The organism is Caballeronia sp. LjRoot31, from assembly GCF_964253885.1.
GTDB lineage: Bacteria > Pseudomonadota > Gammaproteobacteria > Burkholderiales > Burkholderiaceae > Caballeronia.
This window is the reverse complement of record NZ_CAXURX020000003.1, coordinates 1,535,601-1,557,728: the sequence shown is the minus strand read 5'-3', so window position 1 is coordinate 1,557,728 and position 22,128 is coordinate 1,535,601. Positions and strand designations below refer to the sequence as shown.

The 22,128-nt window shown below is 61.9% G+C and carries 19 protein-coding genes; 12 read left to right on the top strand and 7 right to left on the bottom strand.

The features are described from left to right. Positions 1–234: 234 nt before the first annotated feature. From ACSQ8V_RS35665 to ACSQ8V_RS35610, 12 genes are all read left to right on the top strand, one after another. A complete protein-coding gene (locus ACSQ8V_RS35665) occupies positions 235–813 on the top strand; it encodes a UbiX family flavin prenyltransferase (RefSeq protein ID WP_436208956.1) in 579 nt (192 codons plus the stop codon). A 293-nt stretch (positions 814–1,106) separates the two neighbouring features. Next, the gene (locus ACSQ8V_RS35660) at positions 1,107–2,300 is read left to right on the top strand and encodes an FAD-dependent monooxygenase (RefSeq protein ID WP_213762672.1); all 1,194 of its coding nucleotides are present in this window, start codon (positions 1,107–1,109) and stop codon (positions 2,298–2,300) included. 31 nt (positions 2,301–2,331) lie between these two features. Continuing rightward, positions 2,332–2,856, top strand: a complete 525-nt coding sequence (locus ACSQ8V_RS35655) for a VOC family protein (protein WP_213762673.1) — start codon at positions 2,332–2,334, stop codon at positions 2,854–2,856. Further along, the gene (gene fahA, locus ACSQ8V_RS35650; protein WP_436208955.1) at positions 2,853–4,196 is read left to right on the top strand and encodes a fumarylacetoacetase; all 1,344 of its coding nucleotides are present in this window, start codon (positions 2,853–2,855) and stop codon (positions 4,194–4,196) included. Before ACSQ8V_RS35655 ends, fahA begins: the two co-directional genes overlap by 4 nt. Positions 4,197–4,204: 8 nt before the next feature. Continuing rightward, positions 4,205–4,969: an alpha/beta fold hydrolase gene (locus ACSQ8V_RS35645; protein ID WP_436208954.1), complete on the top strand. Its 765-nt coding sequence runs from the start codon at positions 4,205–4,207 to the stop codon at positions 4,967–4,969. Between the two features lie 50 nt (positions 4,970–5,019). Continuing rightward, the gene (locus ACSQ8V_RS35640; protein WP_436208953.1) at positions 5,020–5,838 is read left to right on the top strand and encodes an FAD binding domain-containing protein; all 819 of its coding nucleotides are present in this window, start codon (positions 5,020–5,022) and stop codon (positions 5,836–5,838) included. Between the two features lie 13 nt (positions 5,839–5,851). Continuing rightward, positions 5,852–6,304, top strand: coding sequence for a CoxG family protein (locus tag ACSQ8V_RS35635; RefSeq protein WP_213762677.1), 453 nt, complete (start codon positions 5,852–5,854; stop codon positions 6,302–6,304). 69 nt (positions 6,305–6,373) lie between these two features. After that, the gene (locus ACSQ8V_RS35630) at positions 6,374–6,877 is read left to right on the top strand and encodes a (2Fe-2S)-binding protein (protein ID WP_213762678.1); all 504 of its coding nucleotides are present in this window, start codon (positions 6,374–6,376) and stop codon (positions 6,875–6,877) included. Further along, complete coding sequence (locus ACSQ8V_RS35625) at positions 6,874–9,225, top strand: xanthine dehydrogenase family protein molybdopterin-binding subunit (protein WP_436208952.1); 2,352 nt, start codon at positions 6,874–6,876, stop codon at positions 9,223–9,225. Before ACSQ8V_RS35630 ends, ACSQ8V_RS35625 begins: the two co-directional genes overlap by 4 nt. Next, a complete protein-coding gene (locus tag ACSQ8V_RS35620; RefSeq protein ID WP_213762680.1) occupies positions 9,215–9,940 on the top strand; it encodes an enoyl-CoA hydratase/isomerase family protein in 726 nt (241 codons plus the stop codon). The genes ACSQ8V_RS35625 and ACSQ8V_RS35620 overlap by 11 nt, the downstream gene beginning before the upstream one ends. 65 nt (positions 9,941–10,005) lie before the next feature. Beyond that, positions 10,006–11,571, top strand: a complete 1,566-nt coding sequence (locus ACSQ8V_RS35615; protein ID WP_436208951.1) for a UbiD family decarboxylase — start codon at positions 10,006–10,008, stop codon at positions 11,569–11,571. A 126-nt stretch (positions 11,572–11,697) separates the two neighbouring features. Beyond that, the gene (locus ACSQ8V_RS35610; protein WP_213762682.1) at positions 11,698–12,606 is read left to right on the top strand and encodes a LysR family transcriptional regulator; all 909 of its coding nucleotides are present in this window, start codon (positions 11,698–11,700) and stop codon (positions 12,604–12,606) included. Positions 12,607–12,951: 345 nt separating this feature from the next. Here the strand turns inward: ACSQ8V_RS35610 and ACSQ8V_RS35605 are convergent, their stop codons facing one another. From ACSQ8V_RS35605 to ACSQ8V_RS35575, 7 genes are all read right to left on the bottom strand, one after another. After that, complete coding sequence (locus tag ACSQ8V_RS35605; protein ID WP_436208950.1) at positions 12,952–14,127, bottom strand: porin; 1,176 nt, start codon at positions 14,125–14,127, stop codon at positions 12,952–12,954. A gap of 335 nt (positions 14,128–14,462) precedes the next feature. Continuing rightward, on the bottom strand, positions 14,463–15,506 hold the full coding sequence (locus ACSQ8V_RS35600) for a LacI family DNA-binding transcriptional regulator (protein WP_436208949.1): 1,044 nt from the start codon (positions 15,504–15,506) through the stop codon (positions 14,463–14,465). Positions 15,507–15,711: 205 nt separating this feature from the next. Beyond that, entirely contained in the window at positions 15,712–16,662 is a 951-nt protein-coding gene (locus ACSQ8V_RS35595) for an SMP-30/gluconolactonase/LRE family protein (protein WP_436208948.1), read from the bottom strand. Further along, on the bottom strand, positions 16,659–17,501 hold the full coding sequence (locus ACSQ8V_RS35590; protein WP_436208947.1) for an NAD-dependent epimerase/dehydratase family protein: 843 nt from the start codon (positions 17,499–17,501) through the stop codon (positions 16,659–16,661). Before ACSQ8V_RS35590 ends, ACSQ8V_RS35595 begins: the two co-directional genes overlap by 4 nt. A 66-nt stretch (positions 17,502–17,567) precedes the next feature. After that, positions 17,568–18,875, bottom strand: coding sequence for an MFS transporter (locus ACSQ8V_RS35585; RefSeq protein ID WP_436208946.1), 1,308 nt, complete (start codon positions 18,873–18,875; stop codon positions 17,568–17,570). A 292-nt stretch (positions 18,876–19,167) separates the two neighbouring features. Beyond that, complete coding sequence (locus ACSQ8V_RS35580) at positions 19,168–20,292, bottom strand: zinc-dependent alcohol dehydrogenase family protein (RefSeq protein WP_436208945.1); 1,125 nt, start codon at positions 20,290–20,292, stop codon at positions 19,168–19,170. 154 nt (positions 20,293–20,446) lie between these two features. After that, positions 20,447–22,117 carry an MFS transporter gene (locus ACSQ8V_RS35575; RefSeq protein ID WP_213762688.1) on the bottom strand — a complete coding sequence of 557 codons (1,671 nt, stop codon included), beginning with the start codon at positions 22,115–22,117 and terminating at the stop codon, positions 20,447–20,449. Between the last annotated feature and the right edge of the window lie 11 nt (positions 22,118–22,128).

The following is a 22,128-nucleotide window of genomic DNA, read 5'->3' as shown; positions in this document are numbered from 1 at the left end:
AATTTCGGGCAAGGCGGTTTTGTACGCAGCTCGGAGTGTAGCGAAGACAGATCCGCATTTGAATCACGAATTATCGATGGATTCATCGAAGAATCCGATTACTTGACAAGGGTTTTTACCGATTAACCGTTTTAAAGAGATTAAGCATGTTTTGCTTTAGCTCCAGCGTGCTACTATCCGCCGCAAATGTGAATGCGGATCGAAAAAGCATTGACAGTGGAATCGGAGAACGTAATGCAATCCAAAACAATCCCTCCGCGGCGCATGGTCGTCGGTATCAGCGGTGCGTCAGGCGTCGTGTACGGCGTGCGTTTGCTCCAGTTGCTAAGACAACTGGAAATCGAATCGCATCTCGTCATGAGCCGGTCGGCGCAGGTCACGCTCGCCCACGAGTCGGACTACAGCGTGGCCGACGTGCGCGCAATGGCCAGCGTCTCATACACGAACGCCGACATTGGCGCCGCGATTTCGAGCGGATCATATCCGGTGATGGGCATGATCGTCGCTCCGTGTTCGGTCAAGACGCTCTCCGAAATCGCGACGGGCATTACGGGCGCCCTTCTCCCGCGAGCCGCCGACGTCATGCTCAAGGAGCGCAGGCGGCTCGTGCTGATGGTACGTGAGACGCCCTTGCACCTCGGCCACATCCGCAGCATGGCCTCGGTCACGGAAGCCGGCGCGATTGTTTATCCGCCCGTGCCGGCTTTCTATGCGAACCCGGAATCGATCGAGGATATGGTCGACCACACGCTCGGCCGCGTGCTCGATCTGTTCGGCCTTGAGGCAAACACCGTGCGTCGCTGGGGCGTTTAAACGCCGCGCCCGGACTTCCAGACTGCTAAATCCCGAATTACATTTTGTTTTCGTTCCGGCAATCCGGGTTTATCCGCGGACGCCATCGCCATGCCGAATTCAATCACGCCTATTCCGCGATTATCAAATTTCGGTGATAACTCATTCGGTTTAATTTGCTTCATCCCGACGGACGGTTGTTTTAAAGTAACTGAATCAGGCATCGAGTGAGTGAACGATTAATCAGAATTATCGATTGATTCATAAATAATCTCGATTACACCGACTTTCACGATAAACAAATCGGTAGACGAATGAAAATAATTATTGCTGGAGCGGGTATTGGCGGATTGACGGCTGCACTCGCGTTGTTAAAGAAGGGTTTTGACGTCACGATTCTCGAACAGGCGCAGGCACTCAAGGAAATAGGCGCAGGCGTTCAATTGAGTCCGAACGCAACGCGGGTTTTGTATCAGCTCGGCATAGGCGAAACGCTCGAACACGATGCATGCGAACCCCTTGGCAAGCGGGTGAGGCTGTGGAACACCGGACAGACTTGGCGGCTGTTCGACCTTGGCACCCAGTCGCGGGAAATCTACGGCTACCCCTACTTCACGCTGCATCGCGCAGATCTGCACCGGGCGCTCGCCGAGGGCGTCGCCGCGTTGAGCCCGGACACCATCAAGCTGGGCGAGAAAGTGGCATCGGTGCATCAGGAGGCAGGCTCAGGCAAGGTGGCCGTGCATACCGTGAGCGGTGCGATCTACGAAGCGGACCTCCTGATCGGTGCCGACGGCGTTCACTCCACCGTGCGGCGCGCACTATTCGGCCCGGACGAGCCCGTGTTCTCCGGCGTCATGGCATGGCGCGGCGTGATTGACGCAAGCCGCTTGCCGGACCATCTGCGCGTGCCCTACGGCGCGAACTGGGTTGGCCCGGGTGCCCACGTCATCCACTATCCGTTGCGCGGCAGCACGCTGATCAACTTCGTCGGTGCAGTGGAAAAGTCCGGCTGGGAAGTCGAATCGTGGTCCGAACAAGGCACGCTCGAAGAATGTCACGGCGACTTCGCCGGATGGCATGAGGACGTTCACACGCTGATTTCCGCTATCGATATTCCCTACAAGTGGGCGCTCATGGTCCGCGAGCCGATGAACAACTGGACCTCCGGCAACATGACGCTGCTCGGCGACGCGTGCCATCCGACGCTGCCGTTCCTCGCGCAAGGCGCGGGCATGGCCATAGAAGATGGCTACCTGCTTGCAAGATGCCTCGAACGCTACGGCGCAGATCTTGCACGCGCGCTTGCGCGTTATGCGGAGTTGCGGCTGGAGCGAACAGCACGTGTCGTGCGCGGATCGGCCGCCAATGCCACTCGCTTTCATAATCCTCAACTCGCCGACGCTGAGGGTGCCGCCGCGTATGTCGATCGCGAATGGACCGAGGAACGCGTGAAGGAACGGTACAACTGGCTGTTCGAATACAACGTGGACACGGTCGAAATCTAACCCGCTTTCCCGGTCATCAAGGAGACAAACAATGTCCAAGCTTCCGCCCGTTCTGGGCCTGCATCATTTCGCGTGGCGTTGCCGTAACGCTGAAGAGACGCGCAAGTTTTACGAAGACCTGCTCGGTCTGCCGCTGGTCCACGTCATTCGTCTGGACCACGTGCCGAGCACCGGCGAATACTGCCCGTACGTGCATCTCTTCTTTGAAATGGCGGACGGTTCGAACATCGCGTTCTTCGATCTCGGTGACAACACCGCCGCGCTGCCGTCGTCGAATACGCCGCCCTGGGTCAACCACATCGCGTTGCGGCTCGGCGCGCTCGACGAACTCGAGTTCATGAAGAAGCGGCTCCTGGACGCCGGTGTAGAGGTGCTTGGTGCGACGGATCATCATTTCGTACAGTCCATCTATTTCTTCGATCCCAACGGCATCCGCCTCGAACTGACCGTACCGACTGCGCCCGCGGAGCAACTGGCGGGCTTTAGAGCCGACGCCCGTCTCACGCTCGACGCATGGACCGAGGAAACCGCAAACCTGCAGAAGCGGCCGGCATGAATTCATTAAATCCGACACATGACCCCGAGCGCCGTAGCTGGATCGAATCAGCCAACGCGCCCGGCAGCCACTTCCCGATTCAGAATCTGCCCTTCGGCGCATTCATCCGCGATGGCCGCGCGCGTGCGGGCGTGGCGATCGGCGAGCAGATTGTCGACCTGCACGCGCTGGCAGAAGCACGGCTCGTGGACGGCGATGCGCTGATTGCCTGCACGGCGGCATCAGCATCGGGGAACGGCACGCTTAACGATCTGATGGCGCTCGAGCCACGCTACCTGTCGGCGCTGCGCCACGCGCTGTCTGGCCTGCTGAGCCGCGATACGCCGCTGCCTGGCCGTCTGCGCGAGCTTGAAACCCTCATCCTGCCACGCATGTCCGATGTCGAGATGCGGCTCGCATGCGATATCGGCGATTACACCGACTTTCTGACGTCGCTGCATCACACCGAGCGGCATGGACGCTTCAAGGGTCTGGCTGATCCGCTGCCGGCTGCGTTCAAGTCGCTGCCTATCGCCTATCATGGCCGGGCTTCGTCGATTCGCGTGAGCGGCGGCAATGTGCGGCGCCCGTACGGCCAATATCGCGACGCAGAAGGTCAAGTGCGCTTCGGTCCCGCGCCGGCGCTCGACTTCGAACTGGAACTGGCAGCGCTCATCGGGCGCGGCAACGATCCCGAACAACCGATCAATATCGATCACGCGCTCGACCACGTGTTCGGCTACTGCCTGCTCAACGACTGGTCCGCGAAAAGCATTCAATGGTTCGAGCAGGTATTGGGGCCCTTCCTTGGCAAGAGCTTTCATTCCAGCGTGTCACCGTGGATCGTGACTGAGGAGGCGCTTGCCCCGTTTCGTATTGCGGCACCGGCGCGCGCGGCCGGCGACCCTGCCGCGCTGCCGCATCTCGACAGCGAAGCAGACCGCCGTGCGGGCGGTATCGATATTGAACTGGAAGCGTATCTGAGCACTGCGCGCATGCGCTCAGCGGGTACAGCGCCGGCACGCATCACGCTCACGCATCTGGGCAACCTCTACTGGACGTTCGCGCAAATGATCGCGCACCACACCAGCAACGGCTGCAACCTGCGCACCGGCGACCTGCTCGGCAGCGGCACCATTTCAGGCGCGGAAGATGTCTCGCGGGCCTGCTTCACGGAGCTGACGAACGCCGGCAAGGACCCATTGCAACTGCCTGGCGGCGAGACTCGCATTGCGCTCGAAGACGGCGATGAAATCACGCTGACCGCGCGTGCCAGCCATCCGGGCGCCGTATCGATCGGATTCGGCGAATGCCGCGGCCGCATTGTCGCGGCGCACGCCCTGCATACAGGCGAAAAATGACTGCACAAATGACTGCACTCAACGGATTTTTGAAAGTAGGCGATGGGCCGCGCAAAGTACTCGCGATGAACGGCTGGTTCGGCAGTTCCGCCGACTGGGCGCCGATACTGCCGGCGCTCGACCTGGACGCGTTCACCTACGTTTTCTTCGACTATCGCGGCTATGGCCGTTCAATCGAGCGCGACGGCGACTACACGTTCGCTGAAGCGGCCGCCGATGTAGTCGCACTGGCCGATCACCTGGACTGGCAGCGTTTCAGCCTGCTGGGCCATTCGATGGGCGGCATGGCGATGCAAAAAGTGCTGCTCGCAGCACCTGAACGGATTGAGCGGATGGTGGGCATCGCGGCGGTGCCAGCATGTGGATCACGAATGGATGCTGCGCGGCTGGCTGGGTTCGAACGCGCGGTCGATGACATCACCGTGCGCGCGGGCATTATCGACTTTTCTACGGCCAGGCGTTTGTCGCCGGCGTGGAGCACCCGCCTCGCACAGGAATCGGCTCGCCTGTCGCGACCCGAAGCCTTCGCGGGTTATCTGCCGCAATGGGCGGCAAGCGACATGTCGGCGGACGTGGCGGGCAACGCCGTACCGGTGAAAGTGTTCATAGGAGAGCATGATCCGACTTTGACTCCTGAGCTGATGCGCAGCACGTGGCTTGCGTGGTATCCCAACGCCGAGATGGAAATCCTGCCGAATGCGGCACACTATCCTATGCACGAAGTACCGGTCGCCCTTGCAACGGCGCTGGAAATTTATTTGAAGCGGGCGTAAGACCGGACAGCGCGTCAATAGTCCGGCGCCGCAATCCGCAGGAGACAAGCATGTACGAGACTATCTATATCCGGCCGGAATCCCTGACCGAGGCCATTGCGCTTCTAGGCGAGCACGAGGAAGCGCGGCCGTTGTCCGGAGGCATGACCCTGATTCCCACGCTGAAGCAGCGCCTTGCCGCGCCGACGCATCTGCTGGATCTCGTGCGGCTGCCGGAACTGCGCGGCGTGCAGACAGCGAACGGTGTGCTGCGCATCGGCGCAAGCACCACTCACGCGAACGTCGCTGCATCGCCTGAGGTACGCCAGGCGATACCGGCGCTGGCGCAACTGGCGGGAATCATCGCCGATCCGCAAGTGCGCAATCGCGGCACGCTGGGCGGTTCCGTCGCGAATAACGACCCGGCGGCCGATTATCCGAGCGCCGTGCTCGCGCTTAACGCGATCGTCGTGACATCGGCAAGGCGGATCGCCGCCGATGATTTCTTTATCGATACCTTCGATACCGCGCTCAACGCAGGTGAGCTGATCACCGCAATCGAGTTCCCTGTTCCCGAGCGTGCAGCGTATGCGAAGTACCGGCATCCGGCGTCGGGTTATGCGGTGGTCGGCGTGTTTATCGCGCGGTTCCCCACAGGCATTCGCGTTGCGGTGACGGGCGCGGGGGCGTCGGTATTTCGCTGGTCCGACGCGGAAAACGCGCTGGAAACGGACTGCTCCGATGCGGCCATCGCCGCGCTTGAAGTCGATCCGTCGAATCTTCCCGACGATGCGAACGGCTCTGCCGCCTATCGGGCGCACCTTATAAAAACCTACACACGCCGCGCGCTTCACGCACTTTTGCAACCGCGCGGCGTCCAGTCAAACTAATCAGGAGACGAACATGGAATTTACCGGATCGCAGACTATTGCGGCGCCGCGCGAACTGGTGTGGAAAGGCTTGAACGACCCTGCCGTCTTACAGGCGTGCGTGCCCGGATGCGAGGCCTTCACGCCGGTCAGCGACGACGAATATGCGGCGGTCGTGGTGGCATCGGTCGGTCCCGTCAAGGCGCGCTTCAAGGGCACGCTGGTGTTGTCGGAACGGGTCGAACTCGAGGGCTACAAGATCGTCGGCGGCGGCGAAGGCGGGATCGCCGGCTTCGGCAAGATGACTGCCACGGTCACGCTCGCGGATGCAGCCGAAGGCACCCTGCTCACCTATGTTGCTGACGCGCAAGTTGGCGGCAAGCTGGCCCAGATCGGCTCGCGGCTCGTGACGTCGGTCGCCAACAAACTCGCCGCCGAGTTCTTCAAGCGGTTCAACGCCAACATAAGTGAAGCCGTCGTCAAGTAACGCTTTGCGGTGCGTAAGCCGGTGCATGTGGTCGGCTCACTGCGTTCGTTCAAGGAACACAAACAAATCATGATCGAAGTTCAATTGCAGGTGAACGGCGCCGACGTTCGCTACAAGGTGCCGGACCATACCTTGCTCGTCGAGTTTCTACGCCAGAATTGCCGGCTGACTGGCACCCACGTTGGCTGCGACACGAGCCAGTGCGGCGCGTGCACGGTCAATCTCGATGGCGTCGCGGTGAAGTCCTGCACCATCCTCGCGGCTCAGGCGAGCGGCGGCAGCGTGGTCACGGTCGAGGGGCTCGCCGCGCCGGAGGGCAAGACGCTTCATCCTGTGCAAGACGCGTTCGTACAGTGCCACGGGTTGCAGTGCGGGTTCTGCACACCCGGCATGATCATGGCGGTGGACTTCTACCTTCGAAAGCCGCCTTCGCTCAGTGAAGCCAATATTTGCCACGCGCTGGAAGGCAATATCTGCCGCTGTACGGGCTATGTGAACATCATCGAATCGGTGCGGCACGCCGCGCGGGAGATGTACCCGGAACTCGAAGCAGCGGGGAGCGGCAAGTCATGATCGGCAAACCTATTCCACGCGTGGAAGACCGGCGCTTCGTAACAGGCCAGGGCAATTACACCGACGATATCAACGTCGACGGCCAGGCACACGCCGCGTTTCTGCGCTCGCCGCATGCCCATGCACATTTGCGCTCGATCGACATCACGGCGGCCGCCGAGGCGCCCGGCGTTCTCGCCGTGCTGCTCGGCCAGGATTATCTGGACGCGGGCTTTAGAGGCGTGGATCACATCCCCAATCCGGCCGATGCCGTGATCTCGTCCCAGTCCGCCTTCCTCACGTCCAGCACGGGCGCGATCTTCAACCAGCGCCACATCCCGCTGCCGATCGACAAGGTGCGCTATGTCGGCGAGGCAATCGCCATGGTCATCGCCGAGACGCCGCTTCAGGCACGCAACGCAACCGAGTTGATCGACGTGGATTACGACGTGATCGACGCAGTCGTGCATGGCGCCGATGCAATGCAACCGCAGGCGCCGCAGCTTTGGGACGGAGCGCCGGGAAACCTGTGCTTCCAGACCCAGATCGGCGACCGTGAAGTCGCGCAAAAAATTATCGCCGATGCTTTTCTCGTCGTGCGGCGCGAGTTTCATAACAGCCGCCTCGTGAATTGCCAGATGGAGCCGCGCAGTGCTATCGGCTGCTACGACGCAACTGCCGAAACGTACACGCTGATCTCGGGTAGCCAGGGCGCGGTGCGCCAGAAGCTGTGCATTGCGGCCGCGCTCAACGTGCCGCCCGCCAGCTTGCGCGTAGTGTGTCCGGACACCGGCGGCGGCTTCGGGCCGCGCTCGTTTGTCTACGTCGAGCAGATTGCGGTGGTCTGGGCGGCGCGTCACGTCGGACGTCCCGTCAAATGGACGAGCGATCGCAGCGAAGCGTTTCTGTCCGACTATCAGGGACGCGACCAGATCATTCGTTCCGCGATCGCCTTCTCGAAGGAAGGACGCATTCTCGCCATCGACAACGAATGGATCGGCAATGTCGGCGCACACACCGTCTCCTATGTGCCGATGTCCAACGGCACGCGCATCATGACAACTGTCTACGACGTGCCCGTGGCCGCTGTACATGTCAGCGCCGTCCTGACCAATACGGTGCCCACGGCGCCGTATCGCGGCGCCGGCCGGCCTGAAGCCACGCATGTGATCGAGCGCATGCTCGATCTGGCGGCGCTTGAGTTGGGCATAGAACGCGCCGAACTGCGCCGGCGCAATCTTGTCACGCACGACAAGCTGCCGTATCGGAGTCCGATGGGCCTCACCTACGACAGCGGCGATTTCGTGCGCAACATGGAACGCGCGCTCGAACTCGCCGACTGGAACGGTTTCCCCGCGCGACGGGACGCGTCCAGCGCGAATGGGCGCTTACGGGGAATCGGCATGGCGAATTACATCGAGTCGCCGGTGGGCGCGCCGCGTGAACGCATCGAGATGACGGTCTTGCCGGAAGGCATGGTGGATCTCGTGTCAGGCACGCAATCCACCGGGCAAGGTCACGAAACCACCTTCGCGCAAGTGGTCGCGCAATATCTCGGCGTACCCATGTCGGCCGTGCGATTGCGCACCGGCGACACGGCGTTCGTGAGCATCGGCGGCGGCAGTCATTCGGACCGGACCATGCGGCTGGGCGGCATGTTGCTCGTCGATACCTCCTCGCAGATTGTCGCCCACGGCAAGCGGATCGCGGCTGCGCTCTTCAATACGACGCCGGAATGCATCGACTTCGCCGAGGGCAGGTTCAGCCACCCCGCTTCGGGCCAACAAGCGAGTCTGTTCGCGCTCGCGGGCCATGTGGCGTCCGACGGCATGCCCGGCGATCCGTCGATCAAGAGGCTCTACGCCGAAGCCGAATTCAACGGACGTGTCCCCGCGCACCCCACGGGCGCGGCGATCTGCGAACTGGAGGTGGACCCGGATACCGGCATTGTCGCGTTGCTCAACTACACGTCGGTCGACGATGTCGGCCAGCCGATCAATCCGCTGATCGTCGAAGGCCAGGTGCATGGCGGACTTGCGCAAGGCATTGGCCAGGCGTTGTCTGAAGGCTGCTATCTCGATCGCGACAGCGGGCAGGTGCTGACCGGTTCATACATGGACTACGGCATGCCGCGCGCCGGCAGCGTCCCGCCGCTGCGCGTCGAGCTAACCGAAGACCCGACGAGCGGTAATCCACTACGGGTCAAAGGTGGCGGCGAGAGCGGCATCACGCCCGCCACGGCGACCATCTTCAACGCGCTCGCCGATGCCCTTAGACCCTTCGGCAACGACGAACTCGCCATGCCCGCCACGCCTGTCGTGGTGTGGGAATTCATTCATCGCAAGCAAGGAAGCGCTCATGTCATCTGAACTCGTTTCAATCCAGCGCCATGGCGACGTGCTCGACGTCGTGCTCGATCGTCCGGACAACGGCAACCGGCTCAACGCCACCATGAGCACGGCAATCATAGACGCTATCAGCCATCTCGACGACGCCGTGAAGCTCGTGCGCATCCGCAGCAGTGGCGCTGATTTCTGCACGGGCAGGGAGTCGCCCATGCCCGCTGCCGACTCCAGGCCCTCCGCCGAAACGCTGCGGCGGATCGTGGCCGCGCCGCCGCTCGAACTCTACGATGCACTCAAGGCCGTGCGCGTGCCGGTGCTGGCCATCGTGCGCGGCCGGGCGATTGGTGTAGGCTGCGCGCTGGCCGGCGTGTGCGATCTCACGCTGAGCGCCGACGACGCGATCTACCAGATTCCCGAAATGGAACGCGACATTCCGCCTACGCTGGTCATGTCCGCCTTGATTGGCCGCGTGCCGTTGAAAACGGTCGCGCACATGGTGCTTAGCCGTGCCTCGCTGAGCGCAACGCAAGCGCTGCAGGCGGGGTTGATCAGCCACGTGGTGGCGTCGGGTGAACTGGATGCCGAAGCCGACGCGCTCACTGCGACGCTTTTGACATGCAGCGCCGTGACGCTGCGCGCCGTGAAGCAGTTCCTGCATCTGGCGCCGGAAATGCCGGCCGCGAGCGCCAGCGGTTTTGCAGCGCATCTGGCCGCCACGGCTTTATCGGCACGTTTCTGAATGGCGGGTCACGTACTCGACATTGAACCAGAGTTGAACCCGAGTTGAACTAAAGGACTACGACATTGAAACCCCGCGCTGAGATTCCACACACCGCAACCGGCGCGAGCGCGCCCGATCTGGAACGGTTCGGGCTGCGCCGCTTTCTCGAATCGCTCGATGGCGACGAACTCGAGCGTCACGACAATCCGGTGGAACTAGCCGACATAGCAGCGCTGATGGAAGGCAACGCGCGCGCGGTCTGGATCAGCCGGCCATCGGGCGACAGCATCTCGCTCGCCGGTAATGTGACCGCGAGCCGGTCGCGCCTCGCCAAGGCCTTCGACACCACGCCGGACAAGTTGCTCGACGTCGTGCGCGAGCGTTTGCGCTCCAAGGGGCAACTCGTGGAAGTGAGCCGCGAGGAGGCGCCGGTTCAACAAGTCGTGCTTACCGGCGATGAATGTGATTTCACCAAGCTGCCCATTCACCTTCAACATGATCTCGATGGCGCGCCGTATGTGTCGGCATCGATTGATTTCGTAGTTGATCCGGAGTCCGGATGGACTAACGTCGGCGTGCGGCGCCTGATGCTGCGCGGTCGCCGCACCGCGGGGATCGATCTGGTCGCGCCGTCGGACCTGCGCGCCATTGCCATCGCGCACGCCAAACGCGGCGAACGCTTGCCGATCGCATTTGCCGTCGGCACGCATCCGATCGATCACGTTGGCGCCACCATGCGAATCCCCGCAGATGAACTGGAACTCGTTGCCGCGCTGCGGGGCGCGCCGATGGGCGTCGTCAAATGCGTGACCAGCGACCTGCGCGTGCCCGCCGATGCCGAGTTCATCCTCGAAGGCTATCTCGACGAACGCGGCCATTCAGACCCCGAAGGTCCCTACGGCGAATTTCTCGGCTACTACGGCGGCATCAAGACGAATCCGGTGTTTCACCTCACCGCCATCACGCATCGTCGCAACGCGATATTTCAGACCTGCACCATCGGTGGCCGCAGCATGGCACGCACCGATACCGCCCAGCTCGCGGCGTTGCGAACCGAAGTCACCGTCTGGCGTGCACTCGAAACCGCCGTGCGCGAAGTCAAGGCGGTCTATGCCGGACCCGCGACCGGCGGCATGTTCAACGTGCGCGTCGCCATGCAGCAGCGTGTGCCGGGCGAAGCACGCAACGCGATCGCCGCCGTGTTCGCGTCGCTCGCCAACGTGAAGCATGTGTTCGTCGTAGACCCGGATATCGATATCTTCTCCGACGAACAAATGGACTGGGCACTCGCTACCCGCTTCCAGGCGGACCGTGACCTGGTGTTGCAAAGCGGCCTGCGGGCCATGCCGCTCGATCCTTCGCTCAACGGCGCCACGCAGACCGCGAAAGCCGGCTTCGATCTCACCTTGCCGTTGCTCAAGCCCGGCACGCAACGTTCGCTCGAACATCGCGTGCCAACGCCGCCGGCCTATACGGGCGCACGTTTTGAATCGCTGGAAGCGGCCCTCGACGACGGGCCGAAACGCTTCGTCGATTTGATGGCGGCAACCGGCACACGGGATGGCCGTGAAATCGTGCGCTGGCTGGAAGATGTCGCAACGAAGCGTCCGCTCAACCGCGATGAAGAAGGGCGTTACGGGTTTGCGTGAAGGCGATGCGCCAGATCCAGGGCTGGGGCGCATTGGCTGCGCCTCGCCTGAGCGGTTCGTGTGCGGGCGGGACGAGTAGAATTCACACACGCTCGGATCGTCCGATACACGAAGGAAACGTCTCAGATGAATTTGTCCCTCAAGCAGCTCAAGGTTTTTCTCGGCGTTGCAAACGCATCCAGCTTCACCAAGACCGCGCAGAGCATGCACCTGAGCCAGGCCGCGCTCAGTGCCATCATCCGCGAACTCGAAACGCAATTGCAATGCCGCTTGCTCGAGCGGACCACGCGCACGGTGGCGCTGACCGATGCGGGCCGGATGTTTTTTCCAACCGCGGTCAAGATCGTGGAGACCCTGGAAAAGTCGGTCATCGAGTTGAACGAACTTGGCCGCCAGAAGCAGGCTTCTCTGCTGCTCGGATGCACGCCGATGATCGCCGCGAGCTTGATGCCGCCTGTTCTTGCCCGCTTCGCACAAGCGCATCCGCAATCGCAGATAGAACTTGTCGACCGGCCACCGTCAGAGTTGCACCGGATGGTGGAGGAAGGCGACCTGGATGCCGCGTTTGGCATCTTCTTCTCCCAGCTCTCGGGAATCGACCGCGTTCCGCTGTTTCCCGTGCAGTTGGTGGCCGTTTCAGCGCTGGACAACTCCAGGGTGGGACATGCCACGGAAGGTAACTGGCGTGCGCTGGACGGTGTGCCGCTGATTACGTTGCCGAAGGACAACCCTTTGCAAAGACTGATCGAGGCGACGCTTGCCAAGGAAGAAGTGACCTCGGGAAAACGCATTGTGGTCGCTCATATGCAGACGGCGATCGCCATGGCCCATGCAGGGCTCGGCGTCGCCGTCATGCCCTCGTTCTGCGAACACATCTGCCAGCATTATCGGGTGCGTGTTGATCAGATGCGTCCCGCGGTCGAGTTCTCGTTCTATCGCATCACGCGCGCCGGCCGGGGTGAGCTCACCGTGCTCGATCAATTCAGCGAAATGTTCGCCCAAGCCGCGCAACGCCGCCCGGTCGGCCCCGCTTGAGAGGTCGCCCGGTTGTCCGTTTGCGTCATTCCCAGCTTTGATCGACTAGTCACCAGATGGCTTCTATCCGCAATTTTTCGCGCGGAAGTTGTCATCTGGCAAAACATCATACGTTTGTCGCACCAACGATTACGCATCGTTATCGGTCACTCCAATGGACGACCCGTCATGCCGTCGAGCAACGTGGCGCAACAATTCCAGCGCGACGGCACTGACAGGGGTATCGGATAAGTTCATAAGGAATGCGATGAATAAGTCGCGATGCGCACCCGTCGTTGCTGCCCATAAGACATTGAGTGCCGGTGCCGACGAGGAACGCGATCGCATCCTCGTCGGCCTCACCGGCTAAAACAGGACGGCAATCCCCACCATGCCGACAAACTGTGAATTCGTCGACGACGGTGTGGCGTTCTGCGAATCGCCGACAGACGGCGTAGCGTCGACAATATTGCCCGCGCCATTCGCACCGAGCGTCTGGCCGTTCGCGCGCTGATACGCCTGCAGCGCGTACAGCGAAGTGCGCTTCGACAAGTGATAAGCCTCCTTGAGCGAATACTGCTGATAGCGCGCCGCGCTGGTGATGCCGTTCGCCTTCGACGCCATTGTGTACGAGTACGCGCCCGCCACATCGATGGCCGGCGTGAAGCGATACGCCGCAACCGCCGCATAGGTGTTGAAGACGGCGGTGTCGCGGAAAATCGACTGGCTGGATGCCACGTATTCCACATTCGTGTACGTCACGCCCATCATCAGGTCGCCGATCGTGTAGCTGGCCGCGGCAGCGACGTGCTGGACCGCCTTCGCCGACACATAGCCTGCATTCAGCGAAGACGTGCCGAAACTGCCGGTCGATGCAGGGTCGAAGCCCGTGGTCTGTTGCGCGTTGTCCATGCGCAGGTAGCCGGCGGCAAGGCCGATCGGGCCGGCTGCATATTTGATGCCGGCGCTGATTGTCTGGCCCCGGCCGGTGCTGCCCGCAATCCCGCCGAGGGCGTACATGCCGCTCGCCTGCACGCCGTACCAGGTCGGCGTCGTATAGACCAGCGCATTGTTGATGCGAATCGTCGTGTCGAGACCGTCGATATCGCCCGGATGCGCGCCGGTTGCCCCGGTCAGCCAGTTGCTCGACGCAAGCGGCCCGACGAACAGGTAGTACGGCGTGTACTGGCGGCCCATCGTGAACGTCCCGTAATGCTGGTTTTGCAGCCCGACGAACGCCTCACGGTTGAAGATCTGCGTAGACGACGACAGCGCGCCTGAATTCGGATCGAAACCGTTCTGCAAGTCGAAGATCACGCTGGTGCCGCCACCAAGGTCCTCCACGCCGCGCAGACCCCACTTCGACGCATACAGATTGCCCTGGCGCAGATACACGTTCGAATGGCCCTTCTGGTTATTGGAGTAGACGAACGCGTCGTCCAACGCGCCATACAAGGTCATGCTGCTTTGCGCATGGACCGCGCCTGCACCGAGCGCCGCGCCAGCGACCAGAAATGCCTTCATGTTTGCGTGCTTTTTCATTACGAGTCTCCTTCATCCTGTTTTTGTAAATGCCAACGCGTGGACCACGAGATACGCGTGGTCCACGCAATCACGATCTGTTCATCGATCGAATCTTTGTGTACGCGGCGAGCCGTCCATATCACGCTGCGCCGCGCTGATAACTTCCCGGGCTGCCCGAGGATTCCTGTTACCCCAGAAAATCAGCGTCGAATGATAGCGATAACATTTTTGGGATCAAATAACACTCTCTGATTACGCTCCTCGTCGACGTCGAATGATAGCGCAAACATTTCTGCGAAGAATTAAGGGTAGACCCTCTACCTCATCCGAACCGCGTGTTGTGCACGACCGCCTCAGGCTGTCTCGCGTCCGACCAGCGTGAAACCGATATCGATCTTCGGCCGCGCCGGCGAGCCGTCGAGCCGGTCGATCAGACAACGCGCCGCCGTCATGCCGATACGGCCACCGTCCATTTGAACCGTGGTCAGCGCCGGCACCAGGTCGGCCGAGAACTCCAGATCGCCGAAACCGCAGACGGCGAGCCGCGACGGCACGTCCAGCCCGCGAGTTCTCGCCTCGCTCAGCACCCCGAGCGCAAGGAGATCGGAGCCACAGAACACCGCGTCCACGTCCGGGCGCTCCGCGAGAATCGTGGCGAGCGAACTGCGCCCCTCCGCCACCGAGCTGGGCGACTTGACGAGGACCTGCGCGACGTTGTCGATACCTTGACGCGCCATGGTCTGAATGAAGCCCTCGCGACGGGCCGTCGCGCGCTCGTCATTGGCCGAGATGATCGCAGGGTGAAGCTTGCCGCGCGCCAGAAAACGCTCCGCCACGGCGACACCCACGTCGTAGTGCGAGAAGCCGACCAGCATGTCGATTGGCATGTCGGTCATGCCCCACGTTTCGACCGTGGGAATATCGACGTCCAGCAGCCGTGCCCGCAGCGCCGAACCGCGCGCCACGCCGATCAGCAGCAATCCTTCCGGGCGCCGGCTCAGCAATGCATCGAGCACCTGGCACTCGTCAACGTCGCTGTATCCGCTCAGGCCCAACAACACCTGGTAGCCCGCGCGCGACATCGCGGTACTGAACATTTGAATCGAGGTGGCGAACAGCGAATGCGTCACGGTCGGCACAATGGCCGCGATAAGCCGCGATCTGGACGACGACAGGCTGCCGGCCAGCCGGTTCGGCACATAGCCGAGTTGCTGGACCGCAAGCTGGATTCGTTTGAGCGTTTCGGACGCGACAACCTCAGGATTGTTCAGCGCGCGCGATACCGTCATCGGCGATACGCGCGCCAGCGTCGCGACTTCGGTTAAACGAATATCCCGTGGCCCGCCACGCGAGCGCTTGCCGGCAAGCGGCACCATTTTCTCTTTTGGGTTGGGCATTGATAGTCTGATTCACCGGCTGCACAGCGGTTACGCAGGAATGGCCAGAAGGACAACACATCCTTCTCGGGCCACTCTTCCGATTTGTGCGCGAACCAGAGTCTACCTCACGCCACGCGCCCTCCGGCATCGCACGCGAGACGCCGTACAAGCGACGTCGAAGCTTCGCATAGCGGTGCGGCGCGTTGCCCGGCCGCACGTCGTTTCATAGCTCGCCAGCATAGTCGGGTTCCGGACAACCACTAATGCCAGGACGCACCGCAAACAACTGGCCGTCGTGCTCCGTGGCGCCCTGCGCCGGACGGATCGAGGTCACGAACAGCGTATCCAGATTGCGTCCGCCGAATGCGCACATCGACGGCTTCGACGCCGGCACAGCAATCTGCCGGTCGAGCCTGCCTTGCGGCGTGAAGCGCAACAGCAGCCCGGCGTCGTTCGCGCAAATCCAGTAGCAACCCTGCGCGTCCACCGCGGCGCCATCTGGGCGGCCGGTGTAATGGTGCAAGTCGGCGAATACCCGCCGGTTGCGGGGCTCGCCCGTCTCGACGTCGTAATCGAATGCCCAGATCACGCGGCGCGACGAATGCGAATCGGACAGGTACATCGTCCTGCCGTCGGGCGACCATGCAAGGCCATTCTGTACGATCAGTTCATTGACGACCGGCGCCGACAGTACGCCTCGTTCATCGAATCGATACAACGCGCCAGCGGGATTCGCCGCCGCCGTGTCCTGCACCATCGTGCCGGACCAGAAGCGCCCCTGGCGATCACAGCGTCCGTCGTTAAAGCGCATGCCCGCCAACGGGAAAAGCGGTGCAGCAAGCTTACGATGTGTGACCGGCAGCGGTTCACCGTCGGGCGCGTTTTCTCCGGCCTCGTCGCCTATAGTACTTTCAGTCAGCGCCACCGCGAAGAGTCCGGTTTCGCAGCCGGCCAGCACGGTGCCGCGCCTGTCGAACGCGATACAGGCGACTTGCTCCGGCAACCGCCATTCCGACCGCTCACCCGCCTCAACACGCCAACGCAGGATCTTCCGCGCAGGAATGTCGACCCAATAAAGCGCCTGTTCCGCGCTCCGCCATACCGGACTTTCGCCGACCAGCGCGGACCCGGCGCCCTCGATCCGCTCCGCACGCACGACCGCTGCCGCGCTCATCGTTGCGGCTCCATCGGACGGGCGAGCGCGAACGGGCCGCCCTGGAAACGCTGGGCCGCGTCATCGAGGTTCGAGTCCGGTGCAGTGATCGGGAAGAGATGCTCGAACTGCGCCGAACTGTCTTGTGGACGAAAACCGAGAAAGGCCACCTTCGTGTTATCCACCCATTTTCTGGGGTTGTCGGACACGCCATAGACAATCGCGTGCCCGACCCTGTTCGTGAACAGCGAGCAACGCACCAGTTCGATAAAGTCGCGATAGCTCAGATACGTGACGAGCATGCGCGGATTCTTCGGCTGCTCGAACGACGAGCCGATCCGCAGGCACACCGTCTCAAGACCGAAGCGATCGAAGTAATAACGCGACAGCGATTCGCCAAAGCACTTCGTCACGCCATACAGGCTGTCGGGGCGCAACGGCGCGTCGATATCGACCACCGAGGTCACCGCATGAAACCCCACCGCATGATTCGAGCTGGCGTACACGATACGCTTCACGCCCTGCTTCTGCGCCACCGAGTACAGGTTGTACAGGCCGCGAATATTGGCTTCGAGCAGATCGTTGAACGGCGCGTCCACGGAAATGCCGCCGAGATGAATCACCGCATCGACACCTTCGAGCAGGGTATGAACCGCGTGCTCATCGGCGAGATCGACGACCGACGCCTCCTCATGCACCGCTACCTCGCCAAGCGACGCGATGTCGCTGACGCGCACGATGTCGGCCCACGCGGCGAGCGCACCACGCAATTGCCGGCCAAGATTGCCGGCGGCGCCGGTGAGCAACAGGCGATGGAAAGGTTTGCCGGTCGAGCCCTGTTCGGGCGGGGTGTCTGCCATGTCGTGATTCCCTGGTTACGTTACGGGTTCGCGATTATTCGCGAACGCCTGCCGAGAGGCCAGCTTTCATGCAGCGCTCGCGTGTTGCTCGCTCAGTTTCACGGGCGTCATGCGTGGCATCAGCAGATGAATGATGCCGAGCGCGACCAGATACGCCGATGCACCGACAGCGAAGAGCGCCCAATACTGCCCGGTGCGCTGCAACGTCTCGCCAATCACGCCCGAGTAGAAGAACGAGCCGATCATGCCCGCCACGCCGCCAATGCCAATCACGGTGCCCACCAGCCGGCGTGGAAACACGTCGCCCACCAGGGTGACAAGATTCGCGGACCACCCCTGATGCGCCGCTGCGGCAAGACCGACAGCAAACACCGCGTACCACAGGCTTTGAAAGTGCGAGAGCGTGGCGATCGGCAAGACGCACACCGCGCAGATGCCCATCGTGACCTTGCGCGCGACATTGGGCTTATTGGATCGGCTCATCAGGCGCGACGATAACCATCCGCCCGCAACACTGCCACCGGATGCCATCGCGTAAATGACGATCAACGGCAGTCCAAGATGACCGATGTCGATATGCCGTGATTCATTGAGCCATTTGGGCAGCCAGAACAAATAGAACCACCACACGGGATCGGTCAGCAACTTACCGAGAATGAACGCCCATGTTTCGCGGTATTTCAGCACCGAAAGCCAGCTTACGGACTGCACACTGTCTTCGTCCCGATCCGAGTTGATGTATTCCAGCTCGCCGCTCGATACCGACGGATGCTCCGCGGGAGGACGGTACACCAGCAGCCACACCGCCAGCCAGACGAAACCCGCCGCCCCCGCCCCGACAAACGTCGCGCGCCAGCCCCACATCACGGCGGCGATCGGCACGAACGCCGGTGCAACGATCCCACCGATGGTGGCGCCCATGTTCCACAGGCCGGTGGCCAGCGCGCGCTCCTTTTTCGGAAACCAGATAGCCGTGGTACGGATGGCGACCGGGAAGTTGGCCGCCTCGCCGAAGCCGAGCAAACCGCGCACGGCCGCGAAGCCCGGGACGGTCGTTGCCAGCGCGTGCAGCATGGCGGCCAGGCTCCACATCGCCATCGCGCTGCCGTAGACCTTCTTGGTGCTGAGCCGGTCCGCGATCCGGCCGAACGTGGCGAGGCCCACCGCATAGGCGACCGTGAATACCATCACGGTCTGCGCGTACTGGATCTGGTTCCAGCCAATGTCTTTTTGCAGCAAAGGCGCGAGCAGCCCCAGCATCTGACGATCCATGTAATTGATCGTCGTCGCAAAAAACATGAGCGCGCAAATGGTCCATCTGTATCGTCCGATGGCCGATTTTTCGGCAACCGCAACGGCTCCTATCGTCTTCATCAATGTCTCCACGAGTTTTTATTTACGAATGTTATCGCTATCATTTTGGGTCAAAAATAACGGGGATTCGGTGCTGGGTACGGTATTGAGATGTTATCGCAATCATTTTCTTGTCGCCATCTCGTTTACCCTTTGGAGAAGCACGTTTGCTGAGTCCGGCGCTCGCCGCAGTATTGAAGCGCCCAATCGCGCTGCTAGCGCAGGTGCAAATCACTCGCTCGCCGGCTCATGCAATGCATGTCGGCATTGATCCGGCGAAGCTGATTGGGGATACGCACTTCGGCACGACGAACTACATCGTCACAATCTGGCGTATTGCCGTTCCTTCCCTGAGGCGGTCCATGCCGAGGTTGATATCGTCCAGCGGCAGCCGGTGGGTGACCAGGCGGTCCACAGGAAGCCGGCCGCGGCGGTACAGCTCGATGTATCTGGGCAAGTCACGTAGCGGTACGCCGCTACCCATGTAGGACCCTCGAATGGTTTTCTCTTCGGCCACGAGCGAGGTCGCGGGAATCGGAAAGATGGCCCGCGGCGATGGCAGCCCGGCTGTGACGAGTTGTCCGCCCCTCCGGGTGATGCGGTAACCGAGCTCCAGCGCGCTCGCGGCGCCCGCCATCTCCAGCACGATTTCAACCCCTCCGTTCGTGAGATCGCGGATCGCTTCGACGACACCCTCGCTGTTCGCGTTAAAGGTATCGGTAGCACCGAGCGCACGAGCGCTCACGAGTTTGCTGTCGACTGTGTCGATCGCTATGACCCGTTGTGCTCCGGCCGCTAACGCACCCAGAAGCGAGGCCAGACCCACCCCGCCCATGCCGATCACCGCCACGGTAGAGCCCAGCTGAACCCGCGCCGAATTAACGGCGGCCCCCACACCGGTCAAGACTGCACAACCGAACAAAGCCGCGTCTTCAAGCTCGATGTCAGGCGTCACCTTGATGAGCGAACGTCGGGACACCGTGGCGTATTCGGCAAAGCTGGATATGCCGGAGTGGTGGTTGATGGGTTCGCCATTCCTGGAAAGCCTTCTCGCCGCGCCTAACAATGTGCCCGCTGTACCGGCGAGCGCACCCGGCTCGCACAGGGCTGGCCGTCCTTCGGCACATGGCAGGCAGTGACCGCAACTCGCAACAAAAACGGATACGACGTGATCACCCTTCGCGAGATCATGCACCTGCGGTCCGACTTCCTCAACAATGCCCGCGGATTCGTGGCCGATCACCATCGGGAGAGGCCGTGGACGTACCCCGTCTACCACGGAAAGATCCGAGTGACATATACCTGCAGCGACGATCCTCACCAGTACTTCGCCCGGCCCTGGCGGAGCCAGATCGACTTGCTGGACCCGCAACGGTTTGGTTTCGGCGTACGGAGTACGCAGGCCGGACTGTTCAAGGACAGCAGCGCGGATTTTCATAAGATGGGTCCATTTGACTAGGATATTTCCAGGCCCGCCAGCCCGCGTTCGATGACCAGCCTCTCTCAGCGCGGACGGGCCTGGATCCGATTCCAGGTCTGCGCCCTTTGCGGCAACAGCGCCCTGCGTCGAAATCATCTTTGCACGAAGGCGCCTACGATCCAGGGGCCTTCGTGCTGAAGATATCGACGCCGCGCGACTCGCGGTAGGCAAACGCCGTTACCACCAGCGCCAGTCCCACCCAGAACATGGGATACCACAGGCCCGCATAGATATTTCCCTGGGCGGCGGCAATGGCGAACGACAACGCGGGCAGCAGCCCGCCGATCCACCCGCTCGCCACGTGAAATGGAATGGACATCGAGGTATATCGCAACTCGGTCGGGAACATCTCGACCAGAATGGCGGCAATTGGCGCGTAAGTCAGGCTCATGACGAAGATCAGGAGCAGCATCAGCAGCAAAACCGCGCCAAAATGGAACTGCTGCGGCGCGGCTTTCTGCGGATAGCCCGCCTTGATCAATGCCGCTGACAGCGCGTGGCTGAAGTCGGTCGCCTTCGCCTTCAGGCCGGCGGCGTCAAGACCGGTGGCATCAAATCCCCGGATCACGTCGTTGCCGATCGTGACCGTGGTCAACTCACTGGCGCCTCCTCCGACAACCGAATAATTGACCGACGCGGCGCTCAATGTCTTCTTCGCGATATCGCAGGCATTGCTGAAACTTCGCACCCCCGCCGGGTCGAACATGAATGCGCACGCGTGCGGATCGGCATGGACTACGGCCGGGTTCGCTATCTGCGCCTGCTCCAGTGCGGGATTCGCATAATGCGTGATGGCGCGGAACACGGGGAAGATCGTGAGCGCCGCGAGCAGATAGCCGATCAGCAGGACAGGCTTGCGACCAAAGCGGTCGGACAGCGCGCCGCAGCCGTAAAGCATTGGAATGGCAGCCAGCATGGCGATTGCAACCAGCAGATTCGACACGTTGGCGTCGACCTTGAGCACGCGCGTGAGAAAGAACAGCGGATAGATCACCACGACGTACCAGACCACCGTCATGCCGCCGCAGATTCCGAACAGCGCCACCATGACCTTGGCCAGGTTCTTGCCGCGCAGCGAGTCCCGCACGGGCCTTCTGGACAGCACGCCCGCGGCACGGGCACGCTCGAACGCGGGCGACTCGTCCATTTTTCTGCGCAGCGCGAGCGACACGATCAGCAGAAGAATCGATATCGAGAACGGAATGCGCCAGCCCCAGACCGCGAAGTCGGGTCCGGTGAGAATGCGCGTGGCGATGGTGACGATCAGCGCCCCGAGCAAGCCGGTTGAAGCCGTCGCCTGGATCAGGGACGTATTGCGGCCACGGCGGTTCTGCGGCGAATGTTCGGCCACGTAAGTCGCCGCGCCGCCGAATTCGCCGCCGACGGCGAACCCCTGCAGGATGCGCGAAAGCACGAGGATGATCGGCGCGGCCACGCCAATGGAAGCGTAGCCGGGCGTAAGCGCGACCGCGCAGGTGGCCAGTCCCATCAGCATGACCGTGGTCATGAACGTCTTCTTGCGTCCGATCATGTCGCCGAGACGCCCGAAGATCACAGCGCCCAGCGGCCGCACGACAAAGCCGACCGAGAACGTCATCAACGCAAAGATGAAGGCGGTACCCGGTTCAATCCCGGTAAAGAAATTCGCCGCGATGACATCTGCAAGCGAACCGTACAGCACGAAGTCGTACCACTCGAACACCGTGCCGGCAACCGCGCCGGCAATCGCCCGTTTATCCTTGCCCGACAGCCGCGCGCGGCTTTCCGTAAGCGTGAGGTCCATGTCGCCTGTCT